Origin of the sequence: Bradyrhizobium sp. CCGUVB23, from assembly GCF_024199885.1 — a bacterium.
GTDB lineage: Bacteria > Pseudomonadota > Alphaproteobacteria > Rhizobiales > Xanthobacteraceae > Bradyrhizobium.
In genome coordinates this window covers 5,921,285-5,937,441 of record NZ_JANADQ010000001.1, presented here as the reverse complement: position 1 = coordinate 5,937,441, position 16,157 = coordinate 5,921,285, and the positions used below count along the sequence as shown (strand labels likewise).

20 protein-coding genes are annotated in these 16,157 nt (G+C 63.8%); 12 read left to right on the top strand and 8 right to left on the bottom strand.

Features of this window, described 5'->3' with window-relative positions:
- The first annotated feature begins 173 nt into the window (after positions 1–173).
- The 3 genes from NLN62_RS27345 (at position 174) to NLN62_RS27335 (ending at position 2,236) form a co-directional block, all read left to right on the top strand.
- Entirely contained in the window at positions 174–1,082 is a 909-nt protein-coding gene (locus NLN62_RS27345) for a hypothetical protein (RefSeq protein WP_254110917.1), read from the top strand.
- A 279-nt stretch (positions 1,083–1,361) separates the two neighbouring features.
- On the top strand, positions 1,362–1,778 hold the full coding sequence (locus NLN62_RS27340; RefSeq protein WP_027523111.1) for a hypothetical protein: 417 nt from the start codon (positions 1,362–1,364) through the stop codon (positions 1,776–1,778).
- Between the two features lie 320 nt (positions 1,779–2,098).
- Positions 2,099–2,236 (top strand): hypothetical protein, encoded by a 138-nt coding sequence (locus NLN62_RS27335; protein WP_198031757.1) that lies wholly within the window; start codon positions 2,099–2,101, stop codon positions 2,234–2,236.
- A 42-nt stretch (positions 2,237–2,278) separates the two neighbouring features.
- On the opposite strand, the gene NLN62_RS27330 is transcribed toward NLN62_RS27335, so the two are convergent.
- The 3 genes from NLN62_RS27330 to NLN62_RS27320 all read right to left on the bottom strand — a co-directional run bounded on the left by NLN62_RS27330 (position 2,279) and on the right by NLN62_RS27320 (position 3,554).
- The gene (locus NLN62_RS27330) at positions 2,279–2,425 is read right to left on the bottom strand and encodes a hypothetical protein (RefSeq protein ID WP_027523110.1); all 147 of its coding nucleotides are present in this window, start codon (positions 2,423–2,425) and stop codon (positions 2,279–2,281) included.
- A 194-nt stretch (positions 2,426–2,619) separates the two neighbouring features.
- Complete coding sequence (locus NLN62_RS27325) at positions 2,620–3,102, bottom strand: MaoC family dehydratase (RefSeq protein ID WP_027523109.1); 483 nt, start codon at positions 3,100–3,102, stop codon at positions 2,620–2,622.
- Entirely contained in the window at positions 3,102–3,554 is a 453-nt protein-coding gene (locus NLN62_RS27320) for a MaoC family dehydratase (protein WP_027523108.1), read from the bottom strand. The genes NLN62_RS27325 and NLN62_RS27320 overlap by 1 nt, the downstream gene beginning before the upstream one ends.
- 155 nt (positions 3,555–3,709) lie before the next feature.
- Here NLN62_RS27320 and NLN62_RS27315 point away from each other — a divergent pair, with 155 nt between their 5' ends.
- A complete protein-coding gene (locus NLN62_RS27315; protein WP_027523107.1) occupies positions 3,710–4,003 on the top strand; it encodes a DUF4282 domain-containing protein in 294 nt (97 codons plus the stop codon).
- Positions 4,004–4,117: 114 nt separating this feature from the next.
- On the opposite strand, the gene ychF is transcribed toward NLN62_RS27315, so the two are convergent.
- The 4 genes from ychF to NLN62_RS27295 all read right to left on the bottom strand — a co-directional run bounded on the left by ychF (position 4,118) and on the right by NLN62_RS27295 (position 7,208).
- Positions 4,118–5,215, bottom strand: a complete 1,098-nt coding sequence (gene ychF / locus NLN62_RS27310) for a redox-regulated ATPase YchF (protein WP_027523106.1) — start codon at positions 5,213–5,215, stop codon at positions 4,118–4,120.
- A 121-nt stretch (positions 5,216–5,336) separates the two neighbouring features.
- Entirely contained in the window at positions 5,337–5,942 is a 606-nt protein-coding gene (gene pth, locus NLN62_RS27305; RefSeq protein WP_027523105.1) for an aminoacyl-tRNA hydrolase, read from the bottom strand.
- Between the two features lie 60 nt (positions 5,943–6,002).
- Positions 6,003–6,728: a 50S ribosomal protein L25/general stress protein Ctc gene (locus NLN62_RS27300; protein ID WP_027523104.1), complete on the bottom strand. Its 726-nt coding sequence runs from the start codon at positions 6,726–6,728 to the stop codon at positions 6,003–6,005.
- Positions 6,729–6,941: 213 nt separating this feature from the next.
- Positions 6,942–7,208 (bottom strand): accessory factor UbiK family protein, encoded by a 267-nt coding sequence (locus tag NLN62_RS27295; RefSeq protein ID WP_027523103.1) that lies wholly within the window; start codon positions 7,206–7,208, stop codon positions 6,942–6,944.
- Positions 7,209–7,381: 173 nt separating this feature from the next.
- On the opposite strand from NLN62_RS27295, the gene NLN62_RS27290 reads away from it, so the two are divergent.
- The 8 genes from NLN62_RS27290 to NLN62_RS27255 all read left to right on the top strand — a co-directional run bounded on the left by NLN62_RS27290 (position 7,382) and on the right by NLN62_RS27255 (position 15,094).
- Complete coding sequence (locus tag NLN62_RS27290) at positions 7,382–8,113, top strand: dienelactone hydrolase family protein (RefSeq protein WP_027523102.1); 732 nt, start codon at positions 7,382–7,384, stop codon at positions 8,111–8,113.
- A gap of 12 nt (positions 8,114–8,125) precedes the next feature.
- Positions 8,126–8,968 carry a prolipoprotein diacylglyceryl transferase gene (gene lgt, locus NLN62_RS27285; RefSeq protein ID WP_027523101.1) on the top strand — a complete coding sequence of 281 codons (843 nt, stop codon included), beginning with the start codon at positions 8,126–8,128 and terminating at the stop codon, positions 8,966–8,968.
- Positions 8,969–8,989: 21 nt separating this feature from the next.
- The gene (locus NLN62_RS27280) at positions 8,990–10,111 is read left to right on the top strand and encodes a class I SAM-dependent methyltransferase (RefSeq protein WP_027523100.1); all 1,122 of its coding nucleotides are present in this window, start codon (positions 8,990–8,992) and stop codon (positions 10,109–10,111) included.
- A complete protein-coding gene (gene pgeF / locus NLN62_RS27275; protein ID WP_027523099.1) occupies positions 10,108–10,875 on the top strand; it encodes a peptidoglycan editing factor PgeF in 768 nt (255 codons plus the stop codon). The genes NLN62_RS27280 and pgeF overlap by 4 nt, the downstream gene beginning before the upstream one ends.
- A gap of 184 nt (positions 10,876–11,059) precedes the next feature.
- Positions 11,060–11,674, top strand: coding sequence for a hypothetical protein (locus NLN62_RS27270; RefSeq protein WP_027523098.1), 615 nt, complete (start codon positions 11,060–11,062; stop codon positions 11,672–11,674).
- A gap of 191 nt (positions 11,675–11,865) precedes the next feature.
- Complete coding sequence (locus NLN62_RS27265; RefSeq protein ID WP_027523097.1) at positions 11,866–12,819, top strand: ribose-phosphate pyrophosphokinase; 954 nt, start codon at positions 11,866–11,868, stop codon at positions 12,817–12,819.
- 215 nt (positions 12,820–13,034) lie between these two features.
- Entirely contained in the window at positions 13,035–14,063 is a 1,029-nt protein-coding gene (locus NLN62_RS27260) for a putative zinc-binding metallopeptidase (RefSeq protein WP_027523096.1), read from the top strand.
- Positions 14,060–15,094: an ATP-grasp domain-containing protein gene (locus tag NLN62_RS27255; protein ID WP_027523095.1), complete on the top strand. Its 1,035-nt coding sequence runs from the start codon at positions 14,060–14,062 to the stop codon at positions 15,092–15,094. Before NLN62_RS27260 ends, NLN62_RS27255 begins: the two co-directional genes overlap by 4 nt.
- 55 nt (positions 15,095–15,149) lie before the next feature.
- Here NLN62_RS27255 and NLN62_RS27250 read toward each other — a convergent pair whose 3' ends face one another.
- Complete coding sequence (locus NLN62_RS27250) at positions 15,150–16,124, bottom strand: dienelactone hydrolase family protein (RefSeq protein ID WP_027523094.1); 975 nt, start codon at positions 16,122–16,124, stop codon at positions 15,150–15,152.
- Positions 16,125–16,157: the final 33 nt, after the last annotated feature.

Here is a 16,157-nt window from a genome sequence, read left to right as displayed (position 1 = left end):
CGCTTAGCGCGCGCGGCCCGTTGGTCTTCGCTGTGATGTGACGTTTCGCCCGCCCCTTGCCGCCACAATTTTGCGACGATATCTCCGCATCGTGGACGCGGAATGAAACGCATGATCGAGCCGGAAAACCCGCACAGTTTTCCCGATCATGCGCCGGGCTTGCGGGCAGGACGATGGAATTCTCGACAGGGTTGAGCTGGACCAGGCTGCCGCTGCTGGCGGCCGTGTTCGTGTTGGCGTCCATGACGGTGGCACCGGCGCAGATCGTACCGATGCAGCCCGACCAGGCCGCAGCCGCGCCCGAGGAGGCCGAGGAAGCGGCCGACGTCAACGATCCCGACGTGCTCAAGGGCATCGACGTCGACAAGCTCGACTGGAGCCAGCTCAATATCGACGCCGCCACGCTCAACGAGTTGATGGCGGCGAAGAAGCGCGCGCAGGCGACCGCCAATGGCGGGCCGAACTGGTCGAACGACCGGCGCGCCAACGGCACATCGGCGGTAACGGTGAAGCAATCGGTCACCCCGTTCTGGGACACCCAGGTCGGCGCCGACATGACGGTGACGCGCGAGCCCACCACGATGTCCGAGCTTTTGGCCGAGAAGGCCGCCAATGGCGGCAGCGTGCCGCAATCCTCCGGCAGCGCCTGGGCGACGGTGACCGCGCCGGGTGCGGGCTCGATCTGGGACAAGACCGCGGTGGAAGCCCGTGTCGATCCCGGCGCCGAAAGCAGCAAGCTCGGCGCCTCGCTCAGCAAATCGGTGCCGCTGTCGGACGAGCATTCCCTGACGCTGCAGAACGGGTACAGCATCAACCAGCAAGGCACGACGCCGATCCCGGGCATTGCCGGCCGCACCACGCGCAACTACGAGACCGACCAGTCCGCCAAGGTCACCTTCGGCGAGACCGGCACGAGCCTCATTGCCGGCCAGACCATGTCGACCACCGATGACAAATGGCTGCGCAAGGTCGGCGCCGAGCAGAAGCTGTTCGACAACGTCACCGTCTCCGGCTCCGTCGGCGAGACCGCGCAAGGCACCACGAACAAGAGCCTGACGGCCGGGTTCAAGAAGAGCTGGTGAGGTCTTCGCCTCTCCCCGCCTGCGGGGAGAGGCCGGAATGCGCGCGGAGCGCGTCCGACTGTCGCCGAATCTGCGGAAGCAGCCCCTCACCCCAACCCTCTCCCCGTAAGAACGGGGAGAGGTCGACAACACCGCCACGGCAAAGCCGCCGAATGGTCGATCCTTGCCGCATCTACGCCCATATGCGGTCAAAATCGGACGCCCTGATGCCCTTCGCCTTACAGACGTCGTCGTGCGGGGGACACTCGCGCTGCGCTCAACGCGAACAGGGGAACAACGATGAACGCCATTCGTTCGGAAAAGATTGAATCAACTGAGACCGAGGTCGCCGACAGCAACCTCGCCGCGGTCACGGAAGTCGAGGCCGGCATCCGCGACTTCGTGCGCAACGACATCGCCTATCTGCGCCGTCCGGCCGCGGGCAGCGAGCCGGCGCTCGATGCGTCGGCGGAAGCGACCGTCACCAACGTCAACTCGCTGATCCAGCGCGTCGCCGGCACTTCGCTCGCCGAAATCGAGAACCTGATCTCCGAGCTCGAGAGCCTGCGCGATCTCCTGCATGCCGAAGGCCAGCGCGTCCAGCGCGAGATATCCGGCTACGCCCAGCTCAGCCAGGCCGCGATGAAGTCGACCCGCATGATCTCCGACAACGTCGCGCAGTGGAAGCGCGCCGCCGACGGCCTGCGCAACAGCTGATCGCAGTCCACAACGCTTTGACCGCCGCGTTCCCAAGGGAGCGCGGCGGTTTTATTTTGGGAGATGCGCGTCCCCATTGCAGGCGTCATCACCCGCGAAGGCGGGTGATCCAGTATTCCAGAGGCGGCGACGAATATGGATGGGCCTCGGCGTACTGGATGCCCCTCCTTCGCGGGGCATGACGACCGAGAATGTGGCAAGCTTTGCAGCTCCCACCCGCGAAATCTTGATTTGAACTTTCCACAGTCCCGCCGCGACCAAAGCCTAGCGCCGCATTCACGGGCCCCTTTTTTTCGGGCCTTGGCAGGGGACAGTTTCAGATGGAAAGCATTCGGCCCGAGACCACGGACCCCATCCCGCTGCGCCCTGCGCCGACGCAGTTCGGCACGATCATGATCCGCTTTGTCGGGCTGCTGGTGGTCGCGATTGTGATTCTGGCGCTGGTCTACAGCCGATGAAACGGCTCGCCTCGCGCCGGCGAATGATGGGTTAATGAACCGTTAGCGATCCGCCGCGACGGTCGAGGCTTCGAGCGTATAGCCGCCATCGGCATAGCCCCGCACCACCATGCCGGCAATCAGCATCACCGCGAGCGTCGCGGTGGCGAAGATGAATCCGACCAGCTTGAGTGCGCCGCGGTCTGCCATGGTCCTCGTTCCCTGTCCTATCCCGTTGGTTCAAATAGACAGCGACAGGTTCACAATTGGTTAGCAAATCAATGGTTCCGCGAAATGCTTCGCGACGAACCGCATGGCGAGGCTTATGGCAGCGAGCGCCAATTCCGTCCATAGCGCGCGGGCAACACTTGCCGCGCATTTTGGCCGTTCAGATTGGAACTGGTCTAACCGCCCTGCCCGCGCATCGGCACAAAGGCGGTCGTGGTGATCGCGTACACCTGTTCGCCGCGCTGGTTGGTACCGGTCGTGATGCCTTGCAGGATGCCCCAGCCGGGGCGCGAGGCGGAGACGCGCTTGTCGGTGACTTCGCTGACGAAGCTCACCACATCACCTGCGAGCACCGGCTTGATCCAGCGCAGGTCGCGAAACCCTGGTGACGGCCCCCACACCGCAATCTTCTCGCCACGTGCGGCAGCTTCCCTCGCAAGGCGCTGGCCATCAGCGACGAGCAGGCTCATGCAGGCGGAGCCGACATGCCAGCCGGACGCGGCGAGCCCGCCGAACAGCGAGTTCTTGCCCTCTTCCTCGTCGAGGTGAAAACGCTGCGGATCGAATTTCGCGGCGAAGGTCTTGATGGCTTCTGCGGTGAACGTGTAGGAGCCGATCTCGCGGCGCAGGCCGATCGGTATGTCTTCGAAGAACCGCATCACTTGAGCCCTTCGCGCCGCTTGATCAGGATCGGGGAGGTCATCTCGCACAGCGCTTCGCCGCGCGAATTGCGGGCGGTGCATTTGAACTTGACGATGCCGAGTTCGGGCCGGCTCTTCGAGGCGCGCGCCTCCAACACGTCGACGTCGAGAGTCAGTTCATCGCCGGGCCTTAAAGGAGAGAGCCAGCGCACCTCGTCGACGCCGGGCGAGCCGAGCGAGGCTGCGCGGGTGATGAAGCCGTCGGCCATCATTCGCATCATCAGCGAGCAGAGATGCCAGCCCGAGCCGGACAGGCCCTTGAGCATGCTCTTGCTGGCAGCTTCCTCGTCGAGGTGCATCGGCTGCGGATCGAACTCAGCGGCAAAGGCCAAAATCTCGTCGCGGCTGACATGGCGCGGGCCGAACGTGCCGAAACGGCCGGTGGGAAAGTCTTCGAAGGTCAGGGTCATCTTGGTGAGATCAGCGGGGATGACAGATTGTGGCCGCACTTTGCGGCAATCTCAACCCGCCCGCCCGCATGGCTCGTGCTACATTCGATGCGGCAGGGCTTGCCTGCCCTGAGTCGGATGGACGCGGGTCAGGCCCGATTTGCCGGGGGAGAGAGATGTTCACATTCAGCGACCTGTTTCAGTGGGACCGCTTCATCACGCCGACCATCATCAAGACCTTCTACTGGCTGGTGATGGCGCTGATCTGCCTGTTCGGCATCTCCGGCATCTTTTCTGGGCTCGCAGCGATGGCGATCAGCCCGTTCGGCGGCTTTCTCGTGGTGCTCTCGTCGATTGCGAGCGTCATCGTCGGCATCGTGTTCTCGCGCATTGTCGCGGAGTTCATCCTGATCGTGTTCCGCATCAACGAGCATCTCGGCGCCATCCGCGACCAGGGCGGGATGCGCTGAGGCAAGCGCAGATGCGTAGGGTGGGTTAGCCGAAGGCGTAACCCACCGCTTTCATCACCGCGGGAGAAGTGGTGGGTTACGCTTCGCTAACCCGCCCTACGAGTCCCACAGAATTTACGTATTAAACCTGAAATGCATCACGTCGCCGTCGGCGACGGTGTAGTCCTTGCCCTCGAGGCGCAGCTTGCCGGCATCGCGGGCGCCGGCTTCGCCGCCCAGCGCGACATAATCGTCATAGGCGATGGTCTCGGCGCGGATGAAACCCTTCTCGAAATCGGTGTGGATGACGCCGGCCGCCGCGGGCGCCTTGGTGCCGCGATGGATGGTCCAGGCGCGCGCCTCCTTCGGTCCCACCGTGAAATAGGTGATGAGATCGAGCAGCCGGTAGCCGGCGCGGATCAGGCGATCGAGGCCGGCTTCTTCCAGCCCCAGCGTCTCCAGGAAATCGACGCGCTCTTCTCTTGACAGCGTCGCGATCTCGGACTCGATTTTGGCGGAGATGACGACGGCGACAGCGTCCTCCTTCGCGGCCTGCTCCTCGACTGCCTTGGAGAAAGCGTTGCCGGTGGCGGCCGAGCCTTCCTCGACGTTGCAGACATAGAGCACGGGCTTCGACGACAAGAGGCCGAGCATCGAGAAGGCGCGCTCTTCCTCAGCCTTGCGCTCGACGAGGCGCGCGGGCTTGCCGTCGCGCAGCAGCACGAGCGTGCGGTTGACGAGGTCGAGCTGCTCCTTGGCGTCCTTGTCGTTGCCCTTGGCCTTCTTGGTGAGGTTGTCGACGCGCTTCTCGAGGCTGTCGAGGTCGGCGAGCATCAACTCGGTCTCGATGGTCTCGATGTCGGCGAGCGGGGCGATCTTGCCCTCGACATGGGTAATGTCGGAATCTTCAAAGCAGCGCACGACATGCGCGATCGCATCGACCTCGCGGATGTTGGCCAAAAACTGGTTGCCGAGGCCTTCGCCTTTGGAAGCGCCGCGCACGAGCCCTGCGATATCGACGAAGGTCAATCGCGTCGGGATGATCTGCCCTGACTTGGCAATCGCGGCGAGCTTCTCCAGCCGCGGATCCGGCACCGCGACCTCACCGACATTCGGCTCGATGGTGCAGAACGGATAGTTCGCCGCTTGCGCCGCAGCAGTCTCCGTCAGCGCATTGAACAAGGTCGACTTGCCGACATTGGGCAACCCGACAATCCCGCATTTGAATCCCATCGTGTCCTCTAACGCAGTGCGTAGGGTGGATTAGCGAAGCGTAACCCACCAACATTTTGCCGTGACATGGTGGGTTGCGCCGAGCGGACTGCGCTTCGCGCAGCCGCGGGGCTAACCCACCCTACTCTTTGCCGTTGTCGTCCTTGGTCAAAAATCCCTTCGCCTGCATGGCGAGATGCACCTTGTTGGCGAAGGTCGCGTCCGCGCCTTTGGCGAGCAGAGCAGCGTGCTCGGCAACGGCGTCGCAGAGCGTCGTCACCCATTCGTCGTCGGCCTTGGCGAAGTCCGCCAGCACATAGCTGTGGACCATCGCCTTGACGCCGGGATGACCGATGCCGAGCCGCACCCGGCGATACTCGTTGCCGATATGCGCGGAGATCGAGCGCAGACCATTATGGCCGGCGATGCCGCCGCCGATCTTCACCCGCACCTTGCCCGGCGGCAGCTCGAGCTCGTCCTGGAACACTGTGACGTCGCCGGGCGCGATCTTGAAGAAGCTGGAGGTTTCCTGAACGCTGCGGCCCGACTCGTTCATGTAGGTCGTGGGCTTGAGCAGAATGACGCGCTCGGTCCCCAACGTGCCCTCGGAGGTCTCGCCCTGAAATCTGCGGCGCCATGGTGCAAAGGCATGACGCCGCGCGATCTCGTCGACGGCCATGAAGCCGATATTGTGCCGGTTGCGTGCGTATCTCGCGCCGGGATTGCCGAGCCCAACAAAGAGTCGCATGACGCGGCGCGCCCCTCGCCTGGCGCGCGGTCAGAAACCGCGCGCCAGCGCCGTGAGAGATTACTTCTTCTTGTCGCCGCCGGCCGGAGCCTTGGCAGCCGCTGCCGGAGCAGCACCCGCTGCGGGAGCTGCCGCGCCAGCCGCCGGAGCCGCCGCAGCCGCAGCACCCGGAGCCGCAGCACCGGCTGCAGCCGCAGCCGCCGCCTTCTGCTCTTCGGCGTAGCCGGAGGGCGGCACGATGGTCACGAGGGTTGCGTCCTCACGCGTCAGCGCCTTCACGCCGGTCGGCAGCTTGACGTCGGACAGATGCAAGGAGTGACCGATCTCGAGCGAGCCGACGTCGGCCTCGATGAACTGCGGGATGTTCTCGACACCGCATTCGAGCTCGATCGCATGAGCGACGATGTTCACCGTGCCGCCGCGCTTCACGCCGGGCGAGCCTTCCGCCTTCACGACATGCAGTGGCACGCTGATGCGGATGGTGGCGCCTTCGCCGAGACGCATGAAGTCGACATGGATCGGGAAATCCTTGACCGGGTCGAGGTGGAAGTCGCGCGGAATCACGCGGTGCTTCTTGCCCTCGAGGTCGATGTCGACAAGGGTGGTGAGGAACCGGCCGGCCAGGATGCGCTGGCGCAGTTCGCGATCGTCAACCGAGATCGGGAGCGGGGGCTGGTTGTTGCCATAGATCACTCCGGGCACTCTCCCGGCGCGACGCTCAGCCCGGGCGGCCCCCTTGCCGCTCTTCGGACGTGCGGTCGCCTTCAATTCCTTGACGGTCGCCATAACGTTAAGTCCTTGTTTTTGCAAAAGTTAATGGGCCGCAACGCGGCCCATGGTTTTCGCCGCAGCAAGCCTCCAGGGGTGCGGGGGCCGCGGACGTGGCGGGCTTTTAGCCGGAAGCCGCGGAAATGACAAGGAGAATGGGCATCCGGCCAGAACCGGTTTTGCCGTCATTCCGGGCGATCGCGCCAGCGGGCGAACCCGGAATGACGCCTGCTAGGAGGACGGCGGCGTTCCGCCTAGCCTGGTTTCCAGAGCCGCGATCCGGGCCTTCAGCGCCTCGTTCTCCTCGCGGGCGAGGCGGGCCATATCCTTGACCGCCTCGAACTCCTCGCGCTTCACGAGGTCCATGTCGCGCAGGAATTTCTCGGCCTGGGTGCGCATCACCGTATCGAACTCGCGCTTGACGCCCTGGGCGGCACCGGCGGCGTCATTCATGAGGCGTCCGATCTCGTCGAAAAACCGGTTGGTGGTCTGTGTCATGGCGATCTCCGGATGCCTTTGCGCGAACCTTGAGCTTGGGAAGACAATGGCAATCCGGACCGGGCCGATCAAGGGCCCATACGCGCCTGAGCCGTCCTTGTCATGCCCTGGTTTCCTTGCAATCGTATTGATCGGCCGGGCATAACAAGAATCAGAAAGCGAAGCACGAGACCATGATCGACCAGCAGATCGAGATCCCGACCAAGGACGGCTCGACCACCACCTTCATCACCCATCCCGAGCGCGGCGGCCCGTTTCCCGTCATCATCTTCTACATGGATGCGCCGGCGATCCGCGAGGAGCTGCGCGACATGGCGCGCCGGCTCGGTACGTCCGGCTACTACGTGATGCTGCCGAACCTCTATTACCGCTCCGGCGTGATGGAGATCGGACCGGTGCCACCGGACCCGAATGCGCCGGAGCGCAAGCGCATGTACGAGCTGATGAACTCGATCAACATTCCCCTGATCATGGACGATACGCGCGCCCTGCTCGCCTATGCCGAGGGCCAGGCGGCCGCCAACACCAGGCTGGTCGGCACCGTCGGCTATTGCATGAGCGGCCGTTACGCCATCAACGCCGCCACGCATTTTGCCGATCGTGTGAAGGCTGCGGCCTCGATCTACGGCACGCATCTGGCGACGGAGGAATCCAATAGCCCGCATCTCGCGGCGAGCAAGACCAAAGCCGAGCTCTATTTCGCCTGCGCCGAGACCGACATCTACGCGCCGCAGGAGATCATCGACAAAGTAAAGGCAGCCATGGAAGGCGCCAAGGCCGAGGTCGAGATCTATCCCGGCACCCATCACGGCTTCGCCTTCCCCAAGCGCCCGGTCTATCACCGCGACGCCGCCGAGCGGCACTGGGAACGCCTGTTGGCGCTCTATCGCCGCAATCTTGTCTAGAACCTTGGCGCGATGCCGCTTCTTCTGATCAACTTCCCCTCCTTCGACCCGATCGCGATTGCAATCGGGCCGTTCGCCATCCGCTGGTATGCGCTCGCCTATATCGGCGGGATCGTGATCGGCTGGATCTACGCCCGCGCGCTGGTCAAGACCGACAGGCTGTGGAGCGGGCCCGCGCCGATCTCGCTGGTCCAGCTCGACGATTTCATCCTCTGGGTTACGCTCGGGATCATCCTAGGCGGCCGCACCGGCTACGTGCTGTTCTACAACCTGCCTTTCTTCATCGAGCACCCCTCGGAGATTCTCAAATTGTGGGAAGGCGGCATGTCCTTCCACGGCGGCTTCCTGGGCTGCGTCGTTGCGGTGATGTGGTTTGCGCGCCGGAACGGCATTTCGATCCTGTCGCTCGGCGACATCACGACCGCCGTGGGGCCGATCGGCCTGTTCCTGGGGCGGCTCGCCAATTTCATCAATGGCGAGCTGTGGGGCCGCGCCGCCGATCCGAGCCTGCCCTGGGCAATGATCTTTCCAACCGGCGGCAACGTCCCGCGCCATCCGAGCCAGCTCTATGAAGCCGGCATGGAAGGCATTCTGCTGTTCACCGTGCTCGCCGTGATGATCCGCTTCGGCGCCTTGAAGCGGCCGGGAATGATCCTCGGCAGCTTCATCCTGATCTACGGCCTGACCCGGATCATCGGCGAGCATTTTCGCGAGCCGGACGCGCAACTCGGATTTTTGTGGGGCGGGTTAACCATGGGCATGCTGTTGTCGATCCCCATGCTTATCGTCGGCGCCATACTTATTGTATTTGCAGTGCGGCGCGGTGCGCCCGAACCGCTCGAGGCCATTCGTTAATTCATTTCGAGAAGACAGGCTGTGACCGACTCGCCGCTGCTGAACGAGATCAAGGCCCTGATCAAATCCTCCGGCCCCATGCCGGTGTGGAGGTACATGGAGCTGTGCCTGATGCATCCGCGTCACGGCTACTACATCTCGCGCGATCCGCTCGGGCGTGAAGGCGACTTCACCACCGCGCCGGAAGTCAGCCAGATGTTCGGCGAGCTCCTGGGGCTGTGGACGGCATCGGTGTGGAAGCAGATGGGCTCGCCGCAGCTGTTGCGGCTGATCGAGCTCGGCCCCGGCCGCGGCACGATGATGGCGGACGCGCTACGCGCGCTGCGGGTGCTGCCGCCGCTCTACCAGGCACTCCAGGTCCACATGGTCGAAATCAATCCGGTGCTGCGCGAGCGGCAGAAGGCGACACTGTCGGGTGTGCGCAACATCAGCTGGCACGACACGATCGACGACGTGCCCGAAGGCCCCTCGATCATCCTCACCAACGAGTATTTCGACGTGCTGCCGATCCACCAGATGGTGAAGCGCGAAAACGGCTGGCACGAGCGCGTCGTCGACATTGATGCGAACGGCAAGCTCCAGTTCGGCGCCGCCGCTGATCCGACCCCGCGTTTCGACGTGCTGCTGCCGCCTTTGGTGCGGGCGGCGCCGGTTGGTGCGGTGTTCGAATGGCGGCCGGATGCCGAGATCATGAAGCTCGCAAGCCGCGTGCGCGACCAGGACGGCGCGGCGCTGATCATCGATTACGGCCACTTGCGCAGCGATGCCGGCGATACCTTCCAGGCGATCGCGCGCCACACCTTTGCCGATCCCCTGAAGGCGCCGGGCCAGGCCGACGTCACCGCCCATGTCGACTTCCAGGCGCTGTCGCGTGCCGCCGAGGACGTTGGCGCCCGCGTCCATGGACCGGTGACGCAGGGCGAGTTCTTGAAGCGCCTCGGCGTCGACACTCGCGCGGCAGCACTGATGCAGAAGGCGACGCCAGAAGTCGCCACCGACATCGCCACAGCGCTGAAGCGACTGACCGATACGGGCCGCGGCGGCATGGGCTCGATGTTCAAGGTGCTCGCCATCTCCGAGCCGCGGCTCACCTCGCTCGCGGCCCTGAGCGACCATGTTGAAGAAGGCGACGACGCGTCATGACTCTCGGCTCCTCGCTGCTCTCGGCCGTACCCGGCCTGCGCCACGCCTTCTTCACCCGCGAGGGCGGCGTCTCCAGCGGGATCTATGCCGCGCTCAACGGCGGGCTCGGCTCCAATGACGATCCGGCACTCGTCGCGGAAAACCGCCGCCGCATGGCCGAGCATGTTGGCGTTCGGCCTGAGCGTTTCATCAGCCTGCACCAGATCCACTCGCCCGACGTGCTCGTCGCCGACGGCGCCTGGCCAAGCGGTCCGCGGCCGAAGGGCGATGCGCTCGTCACCCGCACGCCCGGCCTTGCGCTCGGCGTCTCCACAGCGGATTGCGGGCCGGTGCTGTTCGTCGACCCGAACGCGCGGGTGATCGGCGGGGCACATGCCGGCTGGAAGGGCGCGCTGACGGGTGTGCTGGAGTCCACGATCTCGGCGATGGAAAAGTTAGGCGCCGAGCGCGGCCGCATCATCGCCGCGATCGGCCCTCTGATCCGCCAGGAAAGCTACGAGGTCGGCAACGAGTTCGTCGCGCGCTTCATCGAGGCGGACGCGAATAACGCGGTGTTCTTCATTCCATCCGTGCGCGAGGGCCATGCGATGTTCGATCTCGCCGGCTTCATCCGCATGCGACTGGAGGCCGCCGGCATCCTGATGATCGACGACCTCGGCCTCGACACTTATGCCGACGAGCGCTTCTTCAGCTACCGCCGCTCCGTGCACCGCAAGGAGCCGGACTACGGCCGCCACATCCACGCGATCGCGCTCGAAGCGTGAACACAACAGCAAGACTTTGATTTCCGTCATTCCGGGGCGGCTCGAAGAGCCGAACCACGAATCTCGCGCCACAACCTCCAGATTCCGGGCTCTCGCTACGCGAGCCCCGGAATGACTGCATTTGGGACTGTGGCTCCCCTGCCCTAGACCTTAACGCATTTTAACGATATCGCTGCCCTCCATAATGAGGGAAGCGTCATCATTCTTGCGCCGCGCGGGCACGCGCGTGCTGGTGGCCATGCTGCTGGCGGCATCGTGCGCACTTGGCGGCTGCGCCGGCGGCGGGGCGGCGAGCAACTCCTATGCGATGGCGCCGCCGAGCGGCGGCAGCGGGACGACGGTGGCCTTCGAATCGATCGATGGGCCGCCGCCGCAGGTGTTCGACCGCATGGTCGGCGTGCTCGACAGCGAATCGAAGCTGCGCAGCCTGACGGTGGTCTCGCGCGAGGGCACCGCTGCCTACCGTGTGCGCAGCTATCTCTCGGCTCAGGTCGTCCGCGGCAAGACCATGATCGCCTGGGTCTGGGACGTCTATGACGCCAACCAGCAGCGGGCGCTGCGCCTGTCCGGTGAGGAACCTGGCGGAAAGGGCGGCCGCGACCCCTGGTCGGCCGCCGACGACATGGTCCTCCGGAAGATCGCGCAGGCCGGATTCAGCGGACTTTCCAACATGATCAACGCAACGCCGGATGCGCCGAGCTCCGTTCCCGGCTTGCGGGGACCGGCAGTGGCAAGCGTGATGCCCGGCTCGCCCGCGCCCGACATGCCGGCTGCGGCACTCGGCTATGCCGAGCGATAACCAGCGCTAAACCACAGCCCCAATACCCAGCCAAACTGTTGGCCCGACTCAGGATTTTCGCAGGGAAAACGTAGCATCCCGGGTTGCCAGTGCGGCCTTGGGCCTGATATTTGCTCGCCCGTCGAAACCGTGCTCCATGGGTATCCGAGATGTTGAACGTCGTGTCCAGCAAGGCGCGGGAGGAAGCGACCATGTCGGCCAAAAACGGCTCAATCAAGCTGGTTGCCGGCAATTCCAATCCGGCGCTCGCGCAAGCGATCGCGCAAGGTCTGGACCTGCCGCTGACGAAAGCGGTCGTGCGGCGCTTCGCCGACATGGAGATCTTCGTCGAGATCCAGGAGAACGTCCGCGGCTCGGACGCCTTCATCATCCAATCGACCTCGTTCCCCGCGAACGACCATCTGATGGAACTCCTGATCATCACCGACGCGCTGCGCCGGTCGTCGGCGCGCCGCATCACCGCGGTGCTGCCCTATTTCGGCTACGCGCGGCAGGATCGTAAATCGGGATCGCGCACTCCGATCTCTGCAAAGCTCGTCGCCAACCTGATCACGCAGGCCGGCGTCGACCGCGTCATGACGCTCGACCTGCATGCCGGCCAGATCCAGGGCTTCTTCGACATTCCGACTGACAATCTCTACGCTGCGCCGCTGATGGTGCGCGACATCAAGGAGAAGTTCGACCTCTCCAAGGTGATGGTGATCTCCCCCGACGTCGGCGGCGTGGCGCGCGCGCGTGGGCTTGCGAAGCGCATCAACACCCCGCTAGCGATCGTCGACAAGCGGCGCGAGCGTCCCGGCGAGTCCGAGGTCATGAACGTGATCGGCGACGTTGCCGGCTACACCTGCATCCTGGTCGACGACATCGTCGATTCCGGCGGCACGCTCGTGAACGCCGCCGATGCGCTGATCGCCAAGGGCGCCAAGGACGTCTATGCCTATATCACTCACGGCGTCCTGTCAGGCGGCGCCGCCGCCCGTATCACCAATTCGAGGCTGAAAGAGCTCGTCATCACCGACTCGATCCTGCCGACCGATGCGGTGATCAAGGCGCCGAACATCCGCGCGCTGCCGATCGCCAGCCTGATCTCGGATGCGATCGCGCGCACGGCGTCGGAAGAATCGGTGTCGAGCCTGTTCGACTGATTTAAATTCCCGGTGCCCTAGGGTGGGTAAAGGCGCGACGCGCCGTGCCCACCTTTTTCTTTGCGGCGCAAACGGTGGGCACGCTTCGCTTTGCCCACCCTATGATCGGCGCGCTCTGACGCGCTGCAGCACGCCTCGCAGCTCTGCGGGTTGTTGCGGGCAGCGGCCCGTGACATCATCCAGATACCGAGTCATCGCTGCCTTCTGGATGCCTGATGCCACGCCGGAAATTTGCTTGGGAAAAGCTGTCGGATGAGCAGTTGCTCGAACTACGCCTGAGCAGTTTGAGGGTGACGGTCGAAGGCACCTGGCTCGAGGATTGTGTCAGCACGCTTCACGAGGAACTCGAAGAGCGGGGCATCCGGCTGCGGCCACACACATGGATATCAAGCGAATGGTTTAGCCCGGCAGATGTGCCAGGCATCGCCGTCCCGTTCTATCTCGCACATCCGCGGCTGATGAAGCTCGAGAAGAAAATGATGTTCGACGTCGAGGGCGGAACCTGGCGCGAATGCATGGCCATCCTCCGACACGAGGCCGGCCATGCCGTGCAGCACGGCTACCAGCTGCAGCGGCGCCGGCGTTGGCAGCAGCTGTTCGGTCCCTCATCGAAACACTACCCGCGCTACTACCGACCCAATCCCGCCAGCCGGCGTTACGTCCAGCATCTTAGGCTCTGGTACGCGCAGAGCCATCCGGACGAGGATTTCGCCGAAACTTTTGCGGTGTGGCTGCGGCCGCGTTCGAACTGGCGGACGCGATATGCCGGTTGGCCGGCGTTGAAGAAGCTCGAATATGTCGACGAGCTGATGGGCGAGATCGCGGGACAGCGACCGGCGATCACGACGCGGGAGCGCGTCGATCCATTGAGTCAGCTCAGCCAGACGCTCGAGGACCACTACAAGAAGAAGCAGGCGTTCTACGCCTTCACGCCGCCGAAGACCTACGACCGCGACCTCCGAAGGCTCTTTTCCGCCGCCTCACGGCATCAACGGTCAAAGCCGGCTTCGGTCCTGATCAGGCGGCACCGCGCAAAAATCAGGCAATTGGTAGCGCGATGGACCGGCGAGAACCAGCTTACGCTCGACGCCGTGCTTGACGACATGATCTCCCGCTGCCGCGAGCTAGATCTGCGTGCCGTTGGCCCTGAACAGAAGCTCGTTCTCGACTTCACCGTGCTCGTCACCGCCAAGACCATGCACGCGCTGTTCGGCCCATCACGACGCAAATGGATCGCGCTATGAGACGCCTCCGTATTCTCGTGCTCATGCATCCGGATTTCGTGCCTCCGGACTCGACCGACGGATACACCGCGCAGCAGATCAATGAATGGAAAACAGAATACGACGTCGTGAGCACCCTGCGCGCGGCCGGTCATGACGTTCGTCCACTCGGCGCGCAGGAGGAAATCAAGCCGGTGCGCGACGCGATCGAGGACTTCAAGCCGCACGTGGTTTTCACCTTGCTGGAGGAGTTCCACTACAACGTCGCATATGACCAGCACATCGCGAGCTATCTCGAGCTGATGAAGGTCGCCTATACCGGATGCAACCCGCGCGGCCTGATCCTGGCGCGCGGTAAGGACCTTTCCAAGACGCTGGTGCACCATCGCCGGATCGCGGTGCCGGCCTTCGCCGTTTTCCCGATGCGCCGCAAGGTCAAACGGCCACCGCGCCTCGCGCTGCCGCTGATCGTCAAGAGCCTCAACCTGGATGGATCCTTCGGGATCTCTCAGGCATCGATCGTCGATACCGACGAGAAGCTCGCCGAGCGGGTCGCCTTCATCCACGATCGGAGCGAGACCGCCGCCATCGCCGAGCAGTTTATCGAGGGACGGGAGCTCTATGTCGGCGTGCTCGGCAACAACCGCCTGCGCGTTTTACCGGTTTGGGAATTGAAATTCGGCAGCATGGGCGGTCACAGGTCACGGCACATCGCCACCGAGAAGGCCAAGCACGATCCAGATTATCAGGAGCGCGTCGGAATCGTCGACGGGCCAGCGAAAGACCTGGCGCCCGAGGTCACCGCACGCATTCAGCGAACTGCGAAACGCGTCTATCGGGCGCTTGGACTCGACGGATACGCGCGCATCGATTTTCGTCTCTCCGCCGACGGCACGCCGTATTTCATCGAAGCAAACCCAAATCCCGAAATCGCGAAGAGCCAAGAGTTCGCCACGGCAGCTCAGCACGACGGGCTCAAATATCCGGATCTCCTGGAGCGCATCCTGACTCTCGGGATAAGTCGTGCCAAGGCAGGCGTATCCCTGGGTTGATCCTTGCGGGGCGAGTCCGGAATCGTTCGCGTTGCCCAGCCAACCGTCCCACGCGCTAGGGTTGGAGCTTTCGCCGAAGAAACTGCACTGCATCGCTGATCGATCGCTCCCGAACAGCGGCATCGAAAACCATCGAATAGCCGGGCGCCTCGCCCATGCAAGCCGCGAAGAAGCCCGGGTCGAACGCCTTTGCTTGACCATCGATGAGGAACGCAGGTCCGTTTGATCCGAGCAGGATGAGCGGACATTTTTTTGTGCTGACGTAGTCAGGATAGAAGTGCAACGTCACCAGGCTGGGAACGGTCCATGCGTGGTAGGCTCCCCGGTAGATGACGGTTTCAATCGGCGCCGGATTCCCGGCAGCCCGGGCGTAGGCCAGATAGCTTTCGATCTTTGCCACCGGAAGATTGTCGTCTTTCTCGCCAAGCAGCATCAGCACCGGCGACCCGGTATAGGCACCGCTTTCGGCGATTACGCCGAAATTTCCGGCGGGATAGAAAGCAACATGCGCGGCGAAGCGACCTTGTCCGGGATCCAGCGCCGAACGAAGCCGCTCAAAGGCCGTCAGATGAGCCATCTCACCGCCATATGAGAAACCCATAATGGCAATTCGATCGGCGTCAATCCTGGGCTCGCTCGCCAGCCGCCGCAGCGCCGCGTAAGCGTCCGCCACACCGGCGGGCAGATAGGCCGGCGTCCCCGACAGAACCGCCCCCGTTGTCCCGCGCGCGGCAAAGCTGTCGTAGGTCAAGGTGGCGAAACCTGACTTGCGTAGTTCAGCAACGACATAGCCTTCATTGGCATCGCGATAGCCGCTGATCGTATGAACGACGATGATTGCGGGATAGTGATCCCTGGCTTCATCCGGAAAGCCCAGATTCGCACGGATAGTAACCGTTCCGGTCGGAGCCTCTCGCGTCAGAAGCTGACGAAAGTCGCTGTAGGTAGACGATTGAAACGTGATCGTGGTCGTTCCGGCCTGTGGTGCCTGACAATGTGCAGCCGCTGTTCCAAATACGACCATCGCCATGAGGACGCATAAAAACCGGTGCATGAGAGCCCC